This window comes from Rhodococcus baikonurensis, from assembly GCF_040489275.1.
Taxonomy (GTDB): domain Bacteria; phylum Actinomycetota; class Actinomycetes; order Mycobacteriales; family Mycobacteriaceae; genus Rhodococcus_F; species Rhodococcus_F baikonurensis.
In genome coordinates, this window is sequence record NZ_JBEUOQ010000003.1 from 557,272 (window position 1) to 575,371 (window position 18,100).

The following is an 18,100-nucleotide window of genomic DNA, read 5'->3' on the forward strand; positions in this document are numbered from 1 at the left end:
CAGGATGGAAGTATGAGCAACCTCGAAGCGCAACCCGTCGAGCAGGAATGCGAAGGCCATCCGGCCGAGAGCGAGATTCAGATTCTCACCCCGCGCGACGTTCCGCTCGGTGGCCCGCGGGCGATGCGAGTGCGTCGCACCCTTCCGCAACGCGAGCGTTCGTTGATCGGGGCATGGTGTTTTGCCGATCATTACGGTCCGGATGACGTCGGCTCAGGACCGGGCATGCATGTGCCGCCGCATCCGCATACCGGATTGCAAACGGTGAGTTGGCTGTTCACCGGAGAGATCGAGCACCGTGACAGCATCGGTTCCCATGCGATGGTGCGGCCGGGTGAACTGAATTTGATGACGGCCGGGAGTGGGATCGCGCACTCCGAGGTGTCGACGCCGAACACCAAGGTTCTGCACGGGATGCAGTTGTGGGTGGCGCTGCCGGATGCGGCGCGCGATACCGCACCCGCGTTCGTTCACTATCGACCGGAGCCGGTGACCACCGATGGTGCCACGCTCAGTGTGTTCCTCGGTTCGCTCGCCGGTGACACGTCTCCGGTGTCTACCTTCACCGAATTACTCGGTGCCGAGGTGATTCTCGATCCTGGGGCCGAGATCGCCCTCGATGTCGATCGTTCACATGAGCACGGCGTGATCGTCGATCGAGGATCGGTTGTTCTGCGTGGTACCACCGTCGGCTGGGCCGAGTTGGGTTACCAAGCACCGGGTTTCGGAAAACTGACTTTGCGTAATCCGGGATCCGAACCGGCTCGACTGCTACTTCTCGGCGGAAAACCGTTGGGCGAGCAGGTCGTCATGTGGTGGAACTTCATGGGCCGTACACATGAAGAGGTCGTCGAGTATCGACGCAAGTGGCAGGCTGAGCTTGCCTCCGGATTCGACGGCAGCGTCCCGGACCAGCGTTTCGGCGTCGTGCCGGGATACGACGGTCCGGCGCTCCCGGCGCCCGAGTTGCCGAACAGTACGTTGCGGCCCCGGGGCTAGTCGCCGGCCTTGCTGCTACCGGCCGCGAGCGTCGTCTCGATCAAGCGTGCTCGATGTCCTGGTGAGCCTTCGCGAGCATGATGTAGCCGGCGCCGTTGGCGGTGATACCGGCCTTTTCACCTTCGGAGAGTTCACGTTTGACCTTGGCGGGCACGCCGGCGACCAGTGATCCAGGCGGGATCTGCATCCCCTGGGACACGACCGCACCGGCGGCGATCAGCGATCCCGAACCGATGTGCGCGCCGTTGAGCACCACGGCGCCCATGCCGACGAGCACGTCGTCTTCGACGGTGCACCCGTGTAGCACCGCGTTGTGGCCGACCGAGATTCGTTCGCCCAGTACCGCGGGGAACGTGGGGTCGGCGTGCACCGTGCAGTTGTCCTGAATGTTGGTGTCCGCGCCGATGGAGATCGATTCGGCGTCGCCGCGCAGGACTGCGCCGTACCAGATACTGGCGCCCGCAGCGATGGTCACCGCGCCGACAACGGTGGCGTTGGGTGCGATGAACGCACTTTCGTCGATCTGCGGGGTGCGTCCGAGTACGGTGGCGATGATCGGGTTGGTCATGGTTCTCCTGTGCGTTGGAATGACGTGCTCTGACGGTACCTGGACTATTTCGGTGTGGGCTTTCGATTCATGACGACTGTGCCGACGCCCGCGGTCACCACCAGCCCGATGGCCACGAGTGTGAACGCGTCGAGCGTCTGCCCGATCACGAGGACTCCGGCCAGTGCGGCCGCAGCGGGTTCGAGGGCGATGAGGACGGCAAAGACCTTCTTGGCCAATGATCGCAACGCCCACATTTCCAAGCTGTACGGGATGACGGACGAGAGGATGGCGACGGCCGCGCCGGCGGCGAGCATCTTCGGATCCAGCAGTTCACTCCCGCCGGAGACGGCGCCGAAGGGAAGCGTCAAAACTGCCGCGACGATGCTTGCGCCCGCCAACCCGTCGGCGCTCGGGAGCGTCGCGGCCAGGTGGGAACCGGCCACGATGTAGCCGGCCCACGCGGCAGCGGCGATCAACGCGAACATCACCCCGATCGGGTCCAAACCGGATTCGCCGTGATCGCCCAACCCCAGCAGCAACACTCCGCCGAAGGCGAGCAGCACCCATGCCCCGTCGGCCCACCGACGAGACAGAACTGCGGCCAGGGTGAGCGGTCCGAGGAACTCGATGGTGACGGCGGTGCCGATGGGCACGGTCTCGAGAGCGAGGTAGAAGGCACCGTTCATCACGGCCAGGGCGATGCCCAGCGCGAAGATGCCCTTGCGCTGTCGGTTCGACCACCGGCTCCAACGCGGGCGGACGATGACGCCGAGGATGATCGCGGCGATCGTCAGTCTCAGCGTCGTGGCACCGGCAGGTCCGATCTGCGAGAACAGTGTCGTCGCGAATGCCGCTCCGAACTGGAGCGACAGTATCGAGGTGAGGACCGCGCCGACCGGCAGTAGCTGACTGCCGGTCTTCATTCTCCGGTGAACTCAGGACTACGACGTTCGAGCATGGCAGCGACGGCTTCGTGGTGATCGCGGGTGTGATGGGCGATCGACTGCATGGCGGCCGAGAGTTCGAGCAGGCTCTCGAGGCTTTGGTGCTGGCCCTCGCGAAGCAGTTTCTTGGTCATCCGGAGTACCTGCGGGGGATTGGCCGCTACCCGCGCTGCCAGGGCATGCGCTGCGGAGAGCAATTCCTCGGGCTCGGTGAGCTGCGAGACCAGCCCCCAGTCGAGTGCCTTCGCAGCATCGATCGGTTCGCCGGTGAACGCCATCTCGGCGGCGCGGGCGTTACCGATCGCGCGGGGGAGCAGCCACGCTCCGCCGTCGCCGGGGATGAGTCCCACCTTGACGAAGCTCTCGGCGAAGACCGCCGCCGTCGAGGCGATGCGGAGGTCACACATGAGCGAGAGATCGCAGCCCGCTCCGATGGCCGGGCCGTTGACGGCTGCGATGGTCGGCACCTCACACGTATACAGCGCGAGTGGAATGCGCTGGATGCCGTGCCGGTAGCCCTGGCGGATCTCGCCGGGCGCGCCACCGAACATGCCTTCCTTGTCTCGCATGTGTTTGACGTTGCCACCGGAGGAGAAGGCTGACCCGGCTCCCGTGAGGATGACCGCGCGCACACTCTGATCTCGGTTCACCGCGGTGACCGCGTCTTCGAGAGCTTCGATCATGTCGACCTCGGAGATCGCGTTGCGGGTGTCCGGGCGATTGAGGGTCCACGTGACCACATCGACGGTTCGCGAGATCAGTACGGCGTCGCTCATGGGTTGCTCCTGGTAGTCGATGGCAGTTGAGCTCAGTCTCTCACCACAAGATTTCGCAATAACAATCATTCGTGCTTGATTTTTATGGGAGTGAGTGTGATGCTGGTCGCATGGCCGAACTTCAGACGTTCATCGATGACTTGCGGGCCGAAGGCGAGAGCCTCGACGCCCTGGTTGCAGATCTGCCCGAGGAGAAGTGGGCGACACTGACACCTGCGGAAGGGTGGACCATCGCGCATCAGATCGGACACCTGCACTGGACGGACAGTGCCGCGATCCTGGCGATCACCGACCCGGACGGGTTCGCGGAGCAGTTGAAGGCGGCGTTCGTGAATCCGGCGGGGTTCGTCGACGACGGTGCCGCCGAGCAGGCTGCCCGCCCGCCTGCGGAGTTGCTCGCCGATTGGCGAGCGGGGCGCACCGCTCTCGTCGAGGCGCTGACCGCAGCGCCGGCCGGCACCAAGTTTCCCTGGTACGGCCCGCCCATGGGCGGAGTCTCCATGGCAACCGCTCGGTTGATGGAGACGTGGGCACACGGACAGGACGTCGCTGATGCCCTTGGCGTCGAACGCGCCCCGACGGCGCGCATCAAGAACATCGCTCACCTGGGTGTGCGGACGCGGAACTTCGCGTACTCGGTCAACGAGAAGACGCCGCCCGCCGACGATTTCCGGGTTGAGTTGACCGCGCCCGACGGCTCGCTCTGGACCTGGGGGCCGGAAGATGCGCCGCAGAAGGTGACCGGGCCGGCGTTGGACTTCTGCTTGCTGGTCACTCAGCGGGCCAATCGTGCTGATCTCGACCTGGTCGCCGTCGGTGCCGACGCAGACGAGTGGCTCGGGTTCGCGCAGGCGTTCGCGGGTCCCAGCGGCGAGGGACGAGCTGCCATCGGATCCAGCGGCGAGGGACGAGAAGCGGAGGTGGGCAAATGAGTTCGGTACGGATCGGTAACTGTTCGGGTTTCTACGGCGACCGCGTCTCGGCGATGCGCGAGATGCTCGAGGGTGGCGAACTCGACTACCTGACCGGCGACTACCTGGCCGAATTGACGATGTTGATCCTCGGCCGGGATCGGATGAAGGACCCGTCGCTCGGCTACGCGAAGACGTTCCTGCGGCAGGTGGAGGACACTCTCGGCCTCGCGCTCGACAAGGGGGTGAAGATCGTCGCGAATGCAGGCGGTCTCAATCCCGCCGGCCTGGCCGATGCGCTGCGCGAGGTCAACACCAAGCTGGGGTTGAACGCGAAGATCGCCCACGTCGAGGGCGACGATTTGATCTCTCGTGCAGACGAACTCGGACTCGGCTCCCCGCTGACGGCCAATGCGTACCTCGGTGCCTGGGGCATCGTCGAAGCATTGTCGGCCGACGCCGATGTCGTGGTCACCGGACGTGTCACCGATGCCTCGGTGATCGTCGGTCCGGCCGCTCACCATTTCGGTTGGAAGCGAGATGATTTCGATCAGCTGGCCGGTGCTGTTGCGGCGGGCCACGTCATCGAGTGCGGAACTCAGGCCACCGGCGGCAACTACGCGTTCTTCACAGAGATTCCCAACTTGGGTAGGCCGGGATTCCCGATCGCCGAGATCAACGCGGACGGATCTTCGGTCATCACCAAACATGCCGGAACGGACGGCGAGGTGAGCGTCGGCACCGTGACGGCGCAGCTGCTGTACGAGATCACGGGTGGACGCTACGCGGGACCGGACGTGACCACCCGCATCGACAATGCGGTGCTCACCCAGGAAGGCCCGGATCGGGTGCTGATCAGCGGCGTCACGGGAGAGGCCCCGCCGCCGCAGTACAAGGTCTCGCTGAACACGCTGGCCGGGTTCCGCAACGAGGCCACCTTCATCCTGACCGGTCTCGACATCGAGGCCAAGGCCGATCTGGCGAAGACTCAACTCGAATCCTGGCTGACGAAGAAGCCGGCCGAACTGGTCTGGACTCTCGCCCGCACGGATCATCCGGATTCCGACACCGAGGAAACAGCGAGTGCGTTGCTGCGCTGCGTGGTTCGTGACGCCGACCCCAAGGTGATCGGTCGTCCCTTCTCCGCGGTTGCGGTGGAAATGGCACTCGCCAGTTACCCCGGCTTCTCGCTGACCGCGCCGCCGAGCAACGGCCAGCCGTACGGAGTGTTCACCCCCGGCTACGTCGACGCGGGATCGGTGCCTCACGTCGCCGTACTTCCCGACGGCACGCGCGTGGACATCGCTCCGTCGACGCTGACGCTGGACCTCGAACCGGTCGACGAACCCGAGCGTCCGCAGCCCTTGCCGCCACAGTCCTCGATCTCGGTGCCGCTCGGCACTATCGCCGGTGCGCGCAGTGGAGACAAGGGTGGAAACGCCAACGTCGGAGTCTGGGTTCGCACCGACGAGCAGTGGAAGTGGTTGGCGCACACTCTGACCGTCGAAATGCTCAAGGAACTGCTACCGGAAGCAGCAGACCTGAACGTCACTCGCTACCAGCTTCCGCACCTTCGTGCCGTCAACTTCGTGATCGAGGGAATCCTCGGTCAGGGTGTGGCCTCGCAGGCGCGGTTCGATCCGCAGGCCAAGGGAATTGGTGAATGGCTGCGCTCGCGCCACATCGACATCCCGATTTCGCTACTCCCCGCAACTGACGAGAAAGAGGATTCACGGTGACCGTGTGGACCACACCGGAAAGGCTTGCGCTTCGCGAGACCGTACGCGGATTCGTGAACCAGGAGATTCTGCCGCATCTGACGCAGTGGGAGCGCGACGGCGAGATTCCGCGCGAATTGCACCACAAGGCAGGCGCTCTCGGCCTCCTCGGGGCCAGTGCACCCGAATCGGCGGGCGGTGAGGGCGGCGACGCCGTCGACTCCATCGTGATCTGTGAGGAGATGCACCAGGCAGGTGCGTCGGGCGGGCTGTTCGCCTCGCTGTTCACCTGCGGCATCGCAGTGCCGCACCTGATTGCGGCCGGCGACGAGGCGCAGATCGAGAAGTGGGTCAAGCCGACCCTGCGCGGCGACAAGATCGGCTCGCTCGCCATCACGGAACCCGGCGGAGGCAGCGACGTCGGGCACCTGACAACCACAGCCAAGCGCGACGGCGACCATTACGTAGTCAACGGCGCCAAGACGTTCATCACCTCCGGTGTTCGCGCAGACTTCGTCGTCACTGCCGTGCGTACCGGTGGCCCCGGCGCGGGTGGCGTCTCTCTGCTCGTGATCGAGAAGGGCACACCGGGATTCACGGTCTCGCGCAAACTCGACAAGATGGGCTGGCGCGCATCGGATACCGCGGAGCTGTCCTTCGTCGACGCCCGTGTTCCGGTGGAGAATCTGGTCGGGGCAGAGAACAGCGGCTTCGCGCAGATCGCGCAGGCCTTCGTTTCCGAGCGCGTCGCCCTCGCTGCGCAGGCGTATGCCAGCGCCGAGCGATGCCTCGAGTTGACCCTCGAATGGTGCCGCGCCCGCGAGACTTTCGGACGCCCACTGATCAGTCGGCAGGCAGTGCAGAACACCGTCACCGAGATGGCCCGCAAGATCGACGTCGCCAAGGTGTACACGCACTCGGTGATCGAGCGGTACATGGCCGGTGACGGCGATCTGATCGCCGAGGTGTGCTTCGCCAAGAACACGGCGGTCGAAACGGGTGAATGGGTTGCCAACCAAGCCGTTCAGCTGTTCGGCGGCCTCGGATACATGCAGGAAAGTGAAGTGGAGAGGCAGTACCGCGACATGCGAATTCTGGGAATCGGTGGCGGAACCACCGAAATCCTCACCGGCCTCGCGGCCAAGCGATTGGGGTATCAGTCATGAGTGTCATTCGGTCAACACTGGACACCAACTCCGAGGTGTACCAGACCGCAACATCGACCATGAACACCAAGCTCGCCGAGATCGAGGTCGAGCACGCCAAGGCGTTGGCGGGCGGTGGCGAGAAGTACACCGAGCGTCACCACAAGCGGGGAAAGCTCCTGGCACGCGAGCGGATCGAGCTTCTGCTCGATCAGGATTCACCGTTTCTCGAACTGTGCCCCCTCGCTGCGTGGGGGAGTGACTTTCCGGTCGGCGCCAGCACCGTGGTCGGTATCGGCGTCGTCGAAGGCGTCGAATGCCTGATCGTCGCCAACGATCCCACCGTGCGCGGCGGCACCAGCAATCCCTGGACGCTGCGTAAGGGATTTCGCGCGAACGACATCGCGATGCAGAATCGCCTTCCGGTGATCTCGCTCGTCGAGTCCGGTGGCGCAGACTTGCCGACGCAGAAAGAGGTGTTCATTCCCGGTGGCCGGATGTTCCGTGACCTCACTCAGCTGTCCGCAGCCGGAATCCCCACCATTGCACTGGTCTTCGGTAACTCGACGGCCGGCGGCGCGTACATCCCGGGCATGTCCGACCACGTCGTGATGATCAAGGAACGCTCCAAGGTGTTCCTCGCAGGCCCGCCGCTGGTCAAGATGGCCACCGGTGAGGAATCCGACGACGAGGCACTCGGCGGCGCCGAAATGCACGCTCGTAAGTCCGGTCTGGCCGACTACTTCGCCGCCGACGAGCAGGACGCGATCCGCATCGGGCGCTCGATCGTCAAGCGGCTCAACTGGACCAAGAAGGGGCCGGCGCCTCGCACCGAGATCATCGAACCGCTCGAGGATCCGGAAGAGTTGCTCGGCATCGTTCCCGCCGATCTGAAGATCCCGTTCGATCCGCGTGAGGTCATCGCCCGCATCGTCGACGGTTCCGACTTCGACGAGTTCAAGCCGCTCTACGGTTCCTCTCTCGTGACCGGCTGGGCGGAGCTGAACGGCTACCCGATCGGAATCCTGGCCAACGCCCGTGGAGTGCTCTTCAGCGAGGAATCCCAGAAGGCCACGCAGTTCATCCAGCTCGCCAACCGTTCCAACACGCCGTTGCTGTTCCTGCACAACACCACCGGCTACATGGTGGGCAAGGAATACGAGGAGGGCGGCATGATCAAGCACGGATCGATGATGATCAATGCGGTTGCCAACTCCAAGGTTCCGCACATCTCGATCCTGCTCGGAGCGTCGTACGGCGCCGGTCACTACGGTATGTGCGGACGGGCGTTCGATCCGCGATTCCTCTTTGCCTGGCCCAGTTCCAAGTCCGCCGTCATGGGCGGTGCGCAGCTCGCCGGCGTCATCTCCATCGTGGGACGCGCTGCTGCCGAGGCCCGCGGCCAGGTGTTCGACGAGCAGGCTGATGCCGGTATGCGCGCGATGATCGAGAACCAGATCGAGGCCGAGTCACTTCCGATGTTCCTGTCCGGACGTCTGTACGACGACGGCGTCATCGATCCCCGAGACACCCGCACCGTGGTGGGAATGTGCCTGTCGGCCATTGCCACCGCCCCGATCGAAGGCACCGAGAACTTCGGCGTCTTCCGTATGTGAGGCACGCCGTGACAATCACTTCTGTACTGGTCGCCAATCGTGGCGAAATCGCCCGCCGTGTCTTTGCAACCTGCCGCAAGAACGGAATCGGCACGGTCGCGGTATTTTCCGACGCAGATGCCGACAGCCCGCACGTCGCCGAAGCCGACGCATCCGTTCGGCTGCCGGGTAACACGCCCGCCGAGACCTACCTACGGGGTGAGCTGATCATCGCCGCTGCAAAGGCTTCGGGCGCCGACGCCATTCACCCCGGCTACGGGTTCCTGTCCGAGAACGCGGAGTTCGCGCGCAGCGTCATCGACGCGGGGCTGACGTGGATCGGCCCACCCGTCGAATCCATCGAGCTCATGGGGTCGAAGGTCGAGTCCAAGAAGATCATGGATGCCGCCGGAGTGCCGGTGCTGTCCGAACTGGATCCCGCTGCGGTGACCGAAGCGCATCTGCCGGTGCTCATCAAGGCGTCGGCGGGCGGAGGCGGACGCGGGATGCGTGTCGTTCGTGAATTGTCGGCGCTGGACGGCGAACTGGAAGCGGCGCGGCGTGAGGCGCAGTCCGCTTTCGGTGACCCGACGGTCTTCTGCGAGCGCTACCTCGAAACCGGTCGGCACATCGAGGTTCAGGTCATGGCCGACCGCCACGGCGGCGTGTGGGCGGTGGGAGAGCGCGAGTGCTCGATCCAGCGTCGACACCAGAAGGTCGTCGAAGAGGCGCCGTCTCCGCTCGTACAGCGCATCCCAGCCATGCGCGACAAGCTTTTCGACGCCTCGCGGCTCGCCGCCAATGCCATCGGCTACGAAGGGGCGGGAACCGTCGAGTTCCTCGCCGACGAAAAGGGCGACTTCTTCTTCCTCGAGATGAACACTCGTTTGCAGGTGGAGCACCCGGTCACCGAGTGCACCACGGGGCTCGACCTGGTGGAGCTGCAATTGCAGGTGGCTTCGGGTGACACGCTGCCGGACGAGCAGCCGGAGATCCGCGGGCATTCCATCGAGGTGCGTCTGTACGCCGAGGATCCCGCCAAGAACTGGCAGCCGCAGAGCGGAACCGTTCACCACATCGAGTTGCCCGGTAACGTGGCAGAATTCAGTGTTCTGCGCGAGCAGGGTGTTCGCCTCGATTCCGGCGTCGTCGACGGCAGTGTTGTCGGCGTCCACTACGACCCGATGTTGGCCAAAGTCATCTCGTACGCGCCGACCAGAACGGCAGCTGCGCGGCTGCTCGGATCGACGCTGGCGCGCACCAGGATTCACGGCCTGCGCACCAACCGGAACCTGCTCGTCAACGTCCTGAGCCACCCGGCCTTCATTGCGGGAGACACCGACACGGCGTTCTTCGAGACCCACGACCTCGAGAAACTGTCAACGCCTCTGGCCGACACTGACGCCGAAAGACTTTCGGCGCTGGCGGCCGCACTTGCCGATGCCGCGCACAACCGGGCGTCGGCCCGCGTCATCGGCCGCTTGCCCAGCGGGTGGCGCAACCTGCCGTCGCAGCCGCAGAGCAAGAGTTATTCCACTGCGTCGGGCGACTACGACGTCCGCTACTTCCTGAGCCGAAGCGGCGTGCTGAGTGCAGAAGGCTTCGACGACGTGAGTCTGGTGTCGGCTACTGCGTCCCGGGTAGTGCTCGAGGAAAGCGGAGTACGGCGTTCGTTCGACGTGGCGGTCTACGGGAGTGAGATTTTCGTCGACTCCTCGCTCGGGCCCGTCGCGTTGTCGGCAGCACCGCGCTTCGTGGATCCGTCGGCGGAGGTCGCCGCCGGTTCGTTGCTCGCTCCGATGCCGGGCTCGGTCATCCGCCTCGGCGCCGCCCTCGGTGACACCGTCACTGCCGGCCAGCCGATTCTGTGGCTCGAGGCCATGAAGATGGAACACACCGTCACCGCGCCGACTGCCGGTGTCCTGGTGGAACTTCCGGTTGCCGTCGGCCAGCAGGTCGAGGTCGGATCGGTACTCGCACGTGTGGAAGAACCCGCTACAGAAGAGGAAGCATGATGAGTTTCATCGAAACCGAAGAGCAGAAGGAACTGCGGGCATCCGTTTCCAAACTGGGTGAGCGCTTCAACTACGTCGACTACGTGCTGCCCAAGGCACGAAAGGGTGAGCCGCTCACCGAATTGTGGAACGAGGCGGGCAAACTCGGATTCCTCGGCGTCAACCTGCCGGAGGAATACGGCGGCGGCGGTGCGGGGATCTACGAACTCGCGCTGGTGCAGGAGGAATTGGCGGCACAGGGTGCCGGTCTGCTCCTGGTTGTCGTCTCGCCGGCCATCTGCGGCACCATCATCGGCAAGTACGGCACGGCGGAGCAGAAGCAGCAATGGCTACCCAGCCTCGCCGACGGATCCAAGATCATGGCGTTCGGAATCACCGAGGCGGACGCTGGTTCCAACTCGCATCAGATCACGACGACTGCTCGGCGTGACGGAGAAGACTGGATCCTGAGCGGGAACAAGATTTACATCTCGGGTGTCGATCAGGCTGATGCGGTTCTCATCGTTGCGCGCACCGAGGACTCCAAGACCGGCAAGCTCAAGCCCGCTCTGTTCATCGTCCCCACGGATTCTCCCGGATTCGTGAAGACGCAGATGGAGATGGACATCATCGAACCGGACCACCAGTTCATCCTCTTTCTCGACGATGTGCGTCTGCCGGCCGACGCTCTGGTCGGCGAAGCCGATGCCGCTCTGATGCAGTTGTTCGCCGGCCTGAACCCCGAGCGCATCCTGGGTGCGTCGATGGCCATCGGAATGGGCCGTTACGCCCTGAACGCTGCGGTGAAGTTCGCGAACGAGCGCACCGTCTGGAAGACGCCGATCGGTGCGCACCAAGGTATTTCGCATCCACTCGCCCAGGTGAAGATCGAACTCGAGCTCGCCAAGCTGATGATGCAGAAGGCTGCGGTGCTCTACGACAGTGGCGACGATTTCGGTGCTGCCGAAGCCGCGAACATGGCGAAGTACGCGGCCGCCGAAGCCAGCATCAAGGCACTCGATCAGGCGATCCAGACGCACGGCGGCGCAGGCCTGACGAAGGAATACGGGTTGGCTGCCATGCTCGGCGCGGCACGTATCGCCCGCGTTGCCCCGGTGAGCCGCGAGATGATCCTCAACTTCGTCTCGCAACACTCTCTCGGTCTGCCTCGGTCCTACTAGACGGTCTCACGAGAAAGGGCGAAGCATGACGGACGAGGACAAGCCATACGTACGGTACGACGTATCGGGCGGTGCGGCCACGATCACTCTCGACTCACCACACAACCGCAACGCGATTTCGACGCGGTTGGTCACGGAGTTGCAGGCTGGGCTGACGTCGGCGGCGGCCGATCCGGAAGTTCGAGCCGTGGTGCTCACTCACACCGGTGGAACATTCTGCGCGGGAGCCGATCTCAGTGAGGCCTCGGGGTCGTCGGCATCTCCGGAGGAGGCCGTCAAGGAGCGAGGACGGGGAATGTTGACGCTCTTGCGCAGCATTCTCGAGCTTCCCAAGCCGGTGATCGGGCGGATCGACGGTCACGTCCGGGCCGGGGGTATGGGTCTTGTCGGGGCGTGCGACATCGTCGTCGCCGGACCGGCGAGCACCTTCGCGGTGACGGAATCACGGTTGGGTTTGGCAGCGTCCATCATTTCGCTCACCGTCCTACCGAGGCTCGACCAGCGATCTGCGAGCCGCTATCTACTCACCGGAGAGAAGTTCGGCCAGCACGAGGCCGAATCCATCGGACTCGTCACCGCCGCGTCGCAGGACACGGGGGAGTCGATCACCGAGCTGCTCGGGACCCTGCGCCAATGTTCACCGCAAGGGCTTGCCGAATCGAAGTGGATCACGACGCGTTCGGTCCTGGCCGGATTCGACCGGGACGGCGAGGAGATGATCGCGCAATCGGCTCGGCTGTTTTCGTCCGACGAGGCTCGTGAGGGCATGATGTCTTTCTTGCAGAAGCGTCCAGCGGCCTGGGCGCAGTAGAAACTGCGCAGCTGGGACACAGAAGCGCTGGAACACAGCAGTAGAAGGGATGGCGGCGCGATGACTCGAGAGCCCAAGCAGGACCGAAGTCGAGTCACGCGCTCCCACCTGCTGGAGGTGACTGTGGAGTGTCTCGCCGAACTCGGATGGAGCGCAACGACGATGAGCGTCGTCGCGCAGCGTGCCGGGGTGTCCCGCGGTGCGATGCAGCATCACTTCCCGACGCGTGAGGACCTCATCACCGCGGCGCTCGAGGTGATGTTCGACGCCAGGATGGACCAGGCACGCAAGGAATCCACCGACCTTCCGGTGGGTGCCGGACGGACAGAGGCGATCATTTCGCGGTTGGTCGAGTACTACACCGGGACTCTGTTCAAGGCAGCACTGCAGGTGTGGACGGCCGCCGCCTCGGACCCCGACCTGCGGGCTCGCGTGTTGCCCCTCGAGGAACGGTTCGGGCGGATCGCGCACCGGATGGCCGTCGAGAGTCTGGGAGTCGACGACTCCGATCCCGTGACGCACCGCTTGGTACAGGCGACCCTGGACCTGGCCCGTGGGCTGGGGCTTGCAGACGTCTTGACCGACGACTCGCGCCGACGCACCGAGGTGGTCAAACAGTGGGCCGCGCAATTGGATTCCACGCTGGTTCGGGTACCGGTCGCAACTCCCTGAATCGGCAGCGGCGTGGGCGCACCGATGCGCGCGACGCGCACGTGGCGTGTGTCGGGGGCCACCGCGAAGTACAGTCGGCTCCATGGCCGCACGCACTCTCACCTCGATCGGGACTTCGGTATTGGTCTCGGCCGCCGTGCTCTCGGCTGTGGTCGGATGCAGCTCCGACGACGGGTCCGTCGATCAGCCGGGCGACGGAGCGGGTTCGCAGGCACTCGCACCTACGGATCCCGGACCGATGTTCGCCGAATGCGGCTCGGTGACCGACGAAGAAGTTGTCAGCGCCTTCAATCTCGGCGCTTTCGCGACGACGACGCGCAACGGCGTCGGTTGCCAGTGGGAAGTCGCCGGCTCGAACGGTCCGAGCGTCAGTTTCTCCTGGTACCGCGGAAGCCCGATCGGCCGCGAACGGGCTGGGTCCGACCTGCTCGGACGCCCCGCCGACGACATCACGATCGGTGGACACCAGGGCTTCATCGCGTCCACGGCAGGTTCGTTGTGCGAGTTGGGTATCGCGTTCGGCGGAGACTTCGTGCACTGGTCGATCACCTACGGTTTGCTGCCACCGACCGCGGATCCGTGCACGGTGGCACGGGATCTGATGGAAAAAACAGTGTCGAGGGCACAGTGAAGCGAGTAAGGATCGGACTCGCCGTGGCCGGGTCGCTGGTTCTGCTGACAGGCTGCGGCTCGGTGGTTACCGGGACTCCCCGCGCGGAGGGCAGCTACGGCGGTAGCGACAGCCAGGAATTCGCGAACGTCCTCCAAGAATGCGAAGCCGTCACCGACGAGCAGATCGCCGGCGCCGTGGGTGCCGACGCCGTCGGGCGTGGGTTCTTCGGCGCTATCTGCCGTTGGGACGGCATCGGCGCCGCGGGTCCGATCAAGATCACCTTCAACTGGTTCGAGACGGGCACACTCGATCACGAGCGCGCTGCTTTCGAACATCTCGGATACGTGGTGGCGAAAATCGACATCAACGGCAGTGGCGGGTACCAGGTCCGCCAGCCGGCCGATCCGCAGAGTTGCGGGGTGAGCGCGAGCGCACCGGCCGGGGGAGTGTTCGGGTGGTGGGTCACCGAGCCACAAGGCGGCGCGGATCCGTGCGACGCGGCGGCAAAGCTCGGCGCTTTGACGTTGAACCGCAGCATCTGATCGCGACCGGTCCGATCGGGTGGTCGCACTGCGCGCTCAGAGTGGCGCTCAGAGTGGGTGGTCAGGGCGTGAGGTCACTATCACCGTGGCCTCGCTTTGACCTCGTGGCGCGCCGACAGGTATCGTTATGGGTCGTGTCCGGCATGCCCGGGCCGATCTGTGTGCCTAGCTAGGTATTGCCGTGCGCGCGTTCGAGCAGAATCTGCTGATGAACGAGCATCCGGCTGCCTGTGTGGGGGTATGCGACACGCCCGACCTCGGGGGCGGTGCACGGCATGAAAGTGCTGAGTACACACTCTGAGGTGGGTGAGGAGCAGCAGCTCTCTTGCTCCAACTGCTAGATCCCTAATTTCAGAACAGCCACGTTTTCGAACGGCCCGAGTTCGCTCGAGCAGTCTGTTCGTCACAAGAAAGCCGGTAAATGCCAACCATCAACCAGCTGGTCCGCAAGGGTCGCCGCGACAAGACCGCCAAGGTCAAGACGGCAGCCCTCAAGGGCAGCCCGCAGCGTCGTGGCGTGTGCACTCGCGTGTACACCACCACCCCCAAGAAGCCGAACTCCGCGCTCCGTAAGGTCGCACGTGTTCGCCTCACGACTTCGGTCGAGGTCACCGCGTACATCCCCGGCGAAGGTCACAACCTTCAGGAGCACTCCATGGTGCTCGTCCGTGGCGGTCGTGTGAAGGACCTCCCGGGTGTCCGCTACAAGATCATCCGCGGCTCCCTCGACACCCAGGGTGTCAAGGGTCGCAAGCAGGCACGCAGCCGCTACGGCGCCAAGAAGGAGAAGAGCTAATGCCACGTAAGGGCCCCGCTCCGAAGCGCCCGCTCATCAACGACCCGGTTTACGGTTCCCCGTTGGTGACGCAGCTCGTCAACAAGATCCTGCTGGACGGCAAGAAGTCCACCGCAGAGCGAATCGTGTACCAGGCTCTCGAGCAGGCACGCGAGAAGACCGGCACCGATCCGGTCGTCACTCTCAAGCGCGCCCTGGACAACGTCAAGCCTGCACTCGAGGTTCGTAGCCGCCGCGTCGGTGGCGCTACCTACCAGGTGCCGGTCGAGGTTCGCCCCGGTCGTTCCACCACGCTGGCACTGCGCTGGCTGGTCACCTTCTCGCGTGCACGTCGTGAGAAGACCATGGTCGAGCGTCTCGCCAACGAGCTCCTCGATGCCAGCAATGGCCTCGGTGCAGCTGTGAAGCGTCGCGAAGACACTCACAAGATGGCCGAAGCCAACAAGGCATTCGCCCACTACCGCTGGTGATGTAAAGCGTCGGAGCAACTGCCATCGGGTGGGGCTCCGACGCTTGTCGCCGTTGGCGGCCTGATCATCGCGACGGATTCCGGACGCAGGTGGCCAGGTTCGCCTCGGCAGAGACATAATTGAAAGACCATGGCCCTGACGGTGGAACACACCGATAAGGCCGACACCCGAAAACCAAGCAACGAGCGGGGAAGAAACCTGTGGCACAGGAAGTGCTGACTGACCTGAACAAGGTCCGCAACATCGGCATCATGGCGCACATCGATGCCGGCAAGACCACCACCACCGAGCGCATCCTGTTCTACACCGGTGTCAATTACAAGATCGGTGAGACGCACGACGGTGCGTCGACGACGGACTGGATGGAGCAGGAGAAGGAACGCGGCATCACGATCACGTCTGCCGCCGTGACTTGCTTCTGGAACAACAACCAGATCAACATCATCGACACCCCCGGCCACGTCGACTTCACGGTCGAGGTGGAGCGGTCGCTGCGCGTGCTCGACGGCGCAGTTGCTGTCTTCGACGGTAAAGAGGGTGTCGAGCCGCAGTCCGAGCAGGTTTGGCGTCAGGCTGCCAAGTACGACGTTCCGCGCATCTGCTTCGTCAACAAGATGGACAAGATGGGCGCGGACTTCTACTTCACAGTCCAGACCATCATCGACCGCTTGGGCGCGAAGCCGCTCGTTCTCCAGCTGCCCATCGGCGCTGAGGACGACTTCGACGGCGTCGTCGACCTGGTCGAGATGAAGGCCATCACCTGGCGCGGCGTGGTCCCGACGGGAACCGCTCCGACCATCGAGGAGATCCCCGCGGATCTCGTCGAGAAGGCTGCCGAGTACCGCGAGAAGCTGCTCGAAACGGTTGCCGAGTCCGACGAAGCTCTCATGGAGAAGTACTTCGGCGGCGAAGAGCTGACCATCGAGGAGATCAAGGGCGCCATCCGCAAGATGACGGTCGCCTCCGAGCTGTACCCGGTTCTCTGTGGCTCCGCGTTCAAGAACAAGGGCGTTCAGCCCATGCTCGACGCTGTCATCGACTACCTTCCGAACCCGTTGGACATCGGTGAGGTCATCGGCCACAAGCTCGGTGACGAAGAAGTAGAGATCACTCGCAAGCCGAGCAAGGACGAGCCGTTCTCGGCTCTCGCCTTCAAGATCGCTGCTCACCCGTTCTTCGGCAAGCTGACCTTCGTGCGCGTCTACTCGGGTCGTATCGATCCGGGTGCTCAGGTGCTCAATGCCACCAAGGGCAAGAAGGAGCGCATCGGAAAGCTCTTCCAGATGCACGCCAACAAGGAGAACCCGGTAGACGAGGCCGTAGCCGGCCACATCTACGCGATGATCGGCCTCAAGGACACCACCACCGGTGACACCTTGTGCGATCAGGCGAGCCCCATCGTCCTCGAGTCGATGTCGTTCCCCGCGCCGGTCATCCAGGTCTCCATCGAGCCCAAGACCAAGTCCGACCAGGAAAAGCTGGGCGTCGCGATCCAGAAGCTCGCCGAAGAGGATCCGACCTTCTCGGTCGAACTCGACGAAGAGACCGGCCAGACCGTCATCGGCGGTATGGGCGAGCTCCACCTCGACATCCTCGTCGACCGCATGCGCCGCGAGTTCAAGGTCGAGGCGAACGTCGGTAAGCCGCAGGTTGCGTACCGCGAGACCATCACCAAGAAGGTCGAGAAGCACGACTACACCCACAAGAAGCAGACGGGTGGCTCGGGCCAGTTCGCAAAGGTCATCATCGCTCTGGAGCCTTTCGTGGGCGAAGACGGTGCTACCTACGAGTTCGAGAACAAGGTCTCCGGCGGACGTATCCCGCGCGAGTACATCCCCTCCGTGGATGCCGGTGCGCAGGACGCGATGCAGTACGGTGTTCTCGCCGGCTACCCGCTCGTGAACCTGAAGCTGTCGCTGCTCGATGGTGCTTACCACGACGTCGACTCCTCGGAAATGGCGTTCAAGGTTGCCGGTTCGCAGGCACTGAAGGAAGCCGCCCGCAAGGCCGGCCCCGTCATTCTCGAGCCGCTCATGGCTGTCGAGGTCACAACGCCCGAGGAGTACATGGGCGACGTGATCGGCGACCTCAACTCCCGCCGTGGCCAGATCCAGGCCATGGAGGAACGCAGTGGTGCCCGTGTCGTGAAGGCGCTGGTTCCGCTCTCGGAGATGTTCGGTTACATCGGTGACCTGCGGTCGAAGACCCAGGGCCGAGCGAACTTCTCCATGGTGTTCGATTCCTACGCAGAGGTTCCCGCGAACGTCTCGAAGGAAATCATCGCCAAGGCGACGGGCGAGTAAGCACAGCGAGCTCCCCAGCCCGCGCCGGCAAGTGACCTCGGTTTCTTCCGGCACGAAGCACGACCAAGTAACAACCAACC

Annotated in this window: 17 protein-coding genes; 14 read left to right on the plus strand and 3 right to left on the minus strand. The window is 64.2% G+C overall.

Going from position 1 to position 18,100, the window contains the following annotated elements:
* The first annotated feature begins 12 nt into the window (after positions 1–12).
* Entirely contained in the window at positions 13–999 is a 987-nt protein-coding gene (locus tag ABWI03_RS10350; RefSeq protein ID WP_298774275.1) for a pirin family protein, read from the plus strand.
* Positions 1,000–1,039: 40 nt separating this feature from the next.
* On the opposite strand, the gene ABWI03_RS10355 is transcribed toward ABWI03_RS10350, so the two are convergent.
* From ABWI03_RS10355 to ABWI03_RS10365, 3 genes are read right to left on the minus strand one after another with little or no spacing between them, the layout of a single operon-like run.
* Positions 1,040–1,567: a gamma carbonic anhydrase family protein gene (locus ABWI03_RS10355; protein ID WP_095970321.1), complete on the minus strand. Its 528-nt coding sequence runs from the start codon at positions 1,565–1,567 to the stop codon at positions 1,040–1,042.
* Between the two features lie 44 nt (positions 1,568–1,611).
* Positions 1,612–2,472, minus strand: coding sequence for an EamA family transporter (locus tag ABWI03_RS10360; protein WP_298774279.1), 861 nt, complete (start codon positions 2,470–2,472; stop codon positions 1,612–1,614).
* The gene (locus ABWI03_RS10365; RefSeq protein ID WP_298774281.1) at positions 2,469–3,269 is read right to left on the minus strand and encodes a crotonase/enoyl-CoA hydratase family protein; all 801 of its coding nucleotides are present in this window, start codon (positions 3,267–3,269) and stop codon (positions 2,469–2,471) included. The genes ABWI03_RS10360 and ABWI03_RS10365 overlap by 4 nt, the downstream gene beginning before the upstream one ends.
* A gap of 110 nt (positions 3,270–3,379) precedes the next feature.
* Here ABWI03_RS10365 and ABWI03_RS10370 point away from each other — a divergent pair, with 110 nt between their 5' ends.
* The 13 genes from ABWI03_RS10370 (at position 3,380) to fusA (ending at position 18,020) form a co-directional block, all read left to right on the plus strand.
* Positions 3,380–4,201 carry a TIGR03084 family metal-binding protein gene (locus tag ABWI03_RS10370; protein WP_298774284.1) on the plus strand — a complete coding sequence of 274 codons (822 nt, stop codon included), beginning with the start codon at positions 3,380–3,382 and terminating at the stop codon, positions 4,199–4,201.
* Positions 4,198–5,919 (plus strand): acyclic terpene utilization AtuA family protein, encoded by a 1,722-nt coding sequence (locus tag ABWI03_RS10375; protein WP_298774286.1) that lies wholly within the window; start codon positions 4,198–4,200, stop codon positions 5,917–5,919. Before ABWI03_RS10370 ends, ABWI03_RS10375 begins: the two co-directional genes overlap by 4 nt.
* The gene (locus ABWI03_RS10380; RefSeq protein WP_298774288.1) at positions 5,916–7,064 is read left to right on the plus strand and encodes an acyl-CoA dehydrogenase family protein; all 1,149 of its coding nucleotides are present in this window, start codon (positions 5,916–5,918) and stop codon (positions 7,062–7,064) included. Before ABWI03_RS10375 ends, ABWI03_RS10380 begins: the two co-directional genes overlap by 4 nt.
* Positions 7,061–8,659 carry an acyl-CoA carboxylase subunit beta gene (locus ABWI03_RS10385; RefSeq protein ID WP_124568243.1) on the plus strand — a complete coding sequence of 533 codons (1,599 nt, stop codon included), beginning with the start codon at positions 7,061–7,063 and terminating at the stop codon, positions 8,657–8,659. Before ABWI03_RS10380 ends, ABWI03_RS10385 begins: the two co-directional genes overlap by 4 nt.
* An 8-nt stretch (positions 8,660–8,667) precedes the next feature.
* The gene (locus ABWI03_RS10390) at positions 8,668–10,653 is read left to right on the plus strand and encodes an acetyl/propionyl/methylcrotonyl-CoA carboxylase subunit alpha (RefSeq protein ID WP_298774290.1); all 1,986 of its coding nucleotides are present in this window, start codon (positions 8,668–8,670) and stop codon (positions 10,651–10,653) included.
* Positions 10,653–11,813, plus strand: a complete 1,161-nt coding sequence (locus ABWI03_RS10395) for an acyl-CoA dehydrogenase family protein (protein WP_033236424.1) — start codon at positions 10,653–10,655, stop codon at positions 11,811–11,813. The genes ABWI03_RS10390 and ABWI03_RS10395 overlap by 1 nt, the downstream gene beginning before the upstream one ends.
* Positions 11,814–11,838: 25 nt before the next feature.
* Positions 11,839–12,624, plus strand: a complete 786-nt coding sequence (locus ABWI03_RS10400; RefSeq protein ID WP_283376710.1) for an enoyl-CoA hydratase family protein — start codon at positions 11,839–11,841, stop codon at positions 12,622–12,624.
* A gap of 60 nt (positions 12,625–12,684) precedes the next feature.
* Positions 12,685–13,296 (plus strand): TetR/AcrR family transcriptional regulator, encoded by a 612-nt coding sequence (locus tag ABWI03_RS10405; RefSeq protein WP_003942008.1) that lies wholly within the window; start codon positions 12,685–12,687, stop codon positions 13,294–13,296.
* An 82-nt stretch (positions 13,297–13,378) separates the two neighbouring features.
* On the plus strand, positions 13,379–13,927 hold the full coding sequence (locus ABWI03_RS10410) for a DUF3558 domain-containing protein (RefSeq protein ID WP_095970315.1): 549 nt from the start codon (positions 13,379–13,381) through the stop codon (positions 13,925–13,927).
* A gap of 23 nt (positions 13,928–13,950) precedes the next feature.
* On the plus strand, positions 13,951–14,451 hold the full coding sequence (locus tag ABWI03_RS10415) for a DUF3558 domain-containing protein (RefSeq protein ID WP_234036799.1): 501 nt from the start codon (positions 13,951–13,953) through the stop codon (positions 14,449–14,451).
* Positions 14,452–14,872: 421 nt separating this feature from the next.
* Positions 14,873–15,247 (plus strand): 30S ribosomal protein S12, encoded by a 375-nt coding sequence (gene rpsL / locus ABWI03_RS10420; RefSeq protein WP_003941908.1) that lies wholly within the window; start codon positions 14,873–14,875, stop codon positions 15,245–15,247.
* Complete coding sequence (gene rpsG / locus ABWI03_RS10425) at positions 15,247–15,717, plus strand: 30S ribosomal protein S7 (RefSeq protein WP_003941856.1); 471 nt, start codon at positions 15,247–15,249, stop codon at positions 15,715–15,717. The genes rpsL and rpsG overlap by 1 nt, the downstream gene beginning before the upstream one ends.
* 200 nt (positions 15,718–15,917) lie before the next feature.
* Complete coding sequence (gene fusA, locus ABWI03_RS10430) at positions 15,918–18,020, plus strand: elongation factor G (RefSeq protein ID WP_007728394.1); 2,103 nt, start codon at positions 15,918–15,920, stop codon at positions 18,018–18,020.
* Positions 18,021–18,100 lie beyond the last annotated feature (80 nt).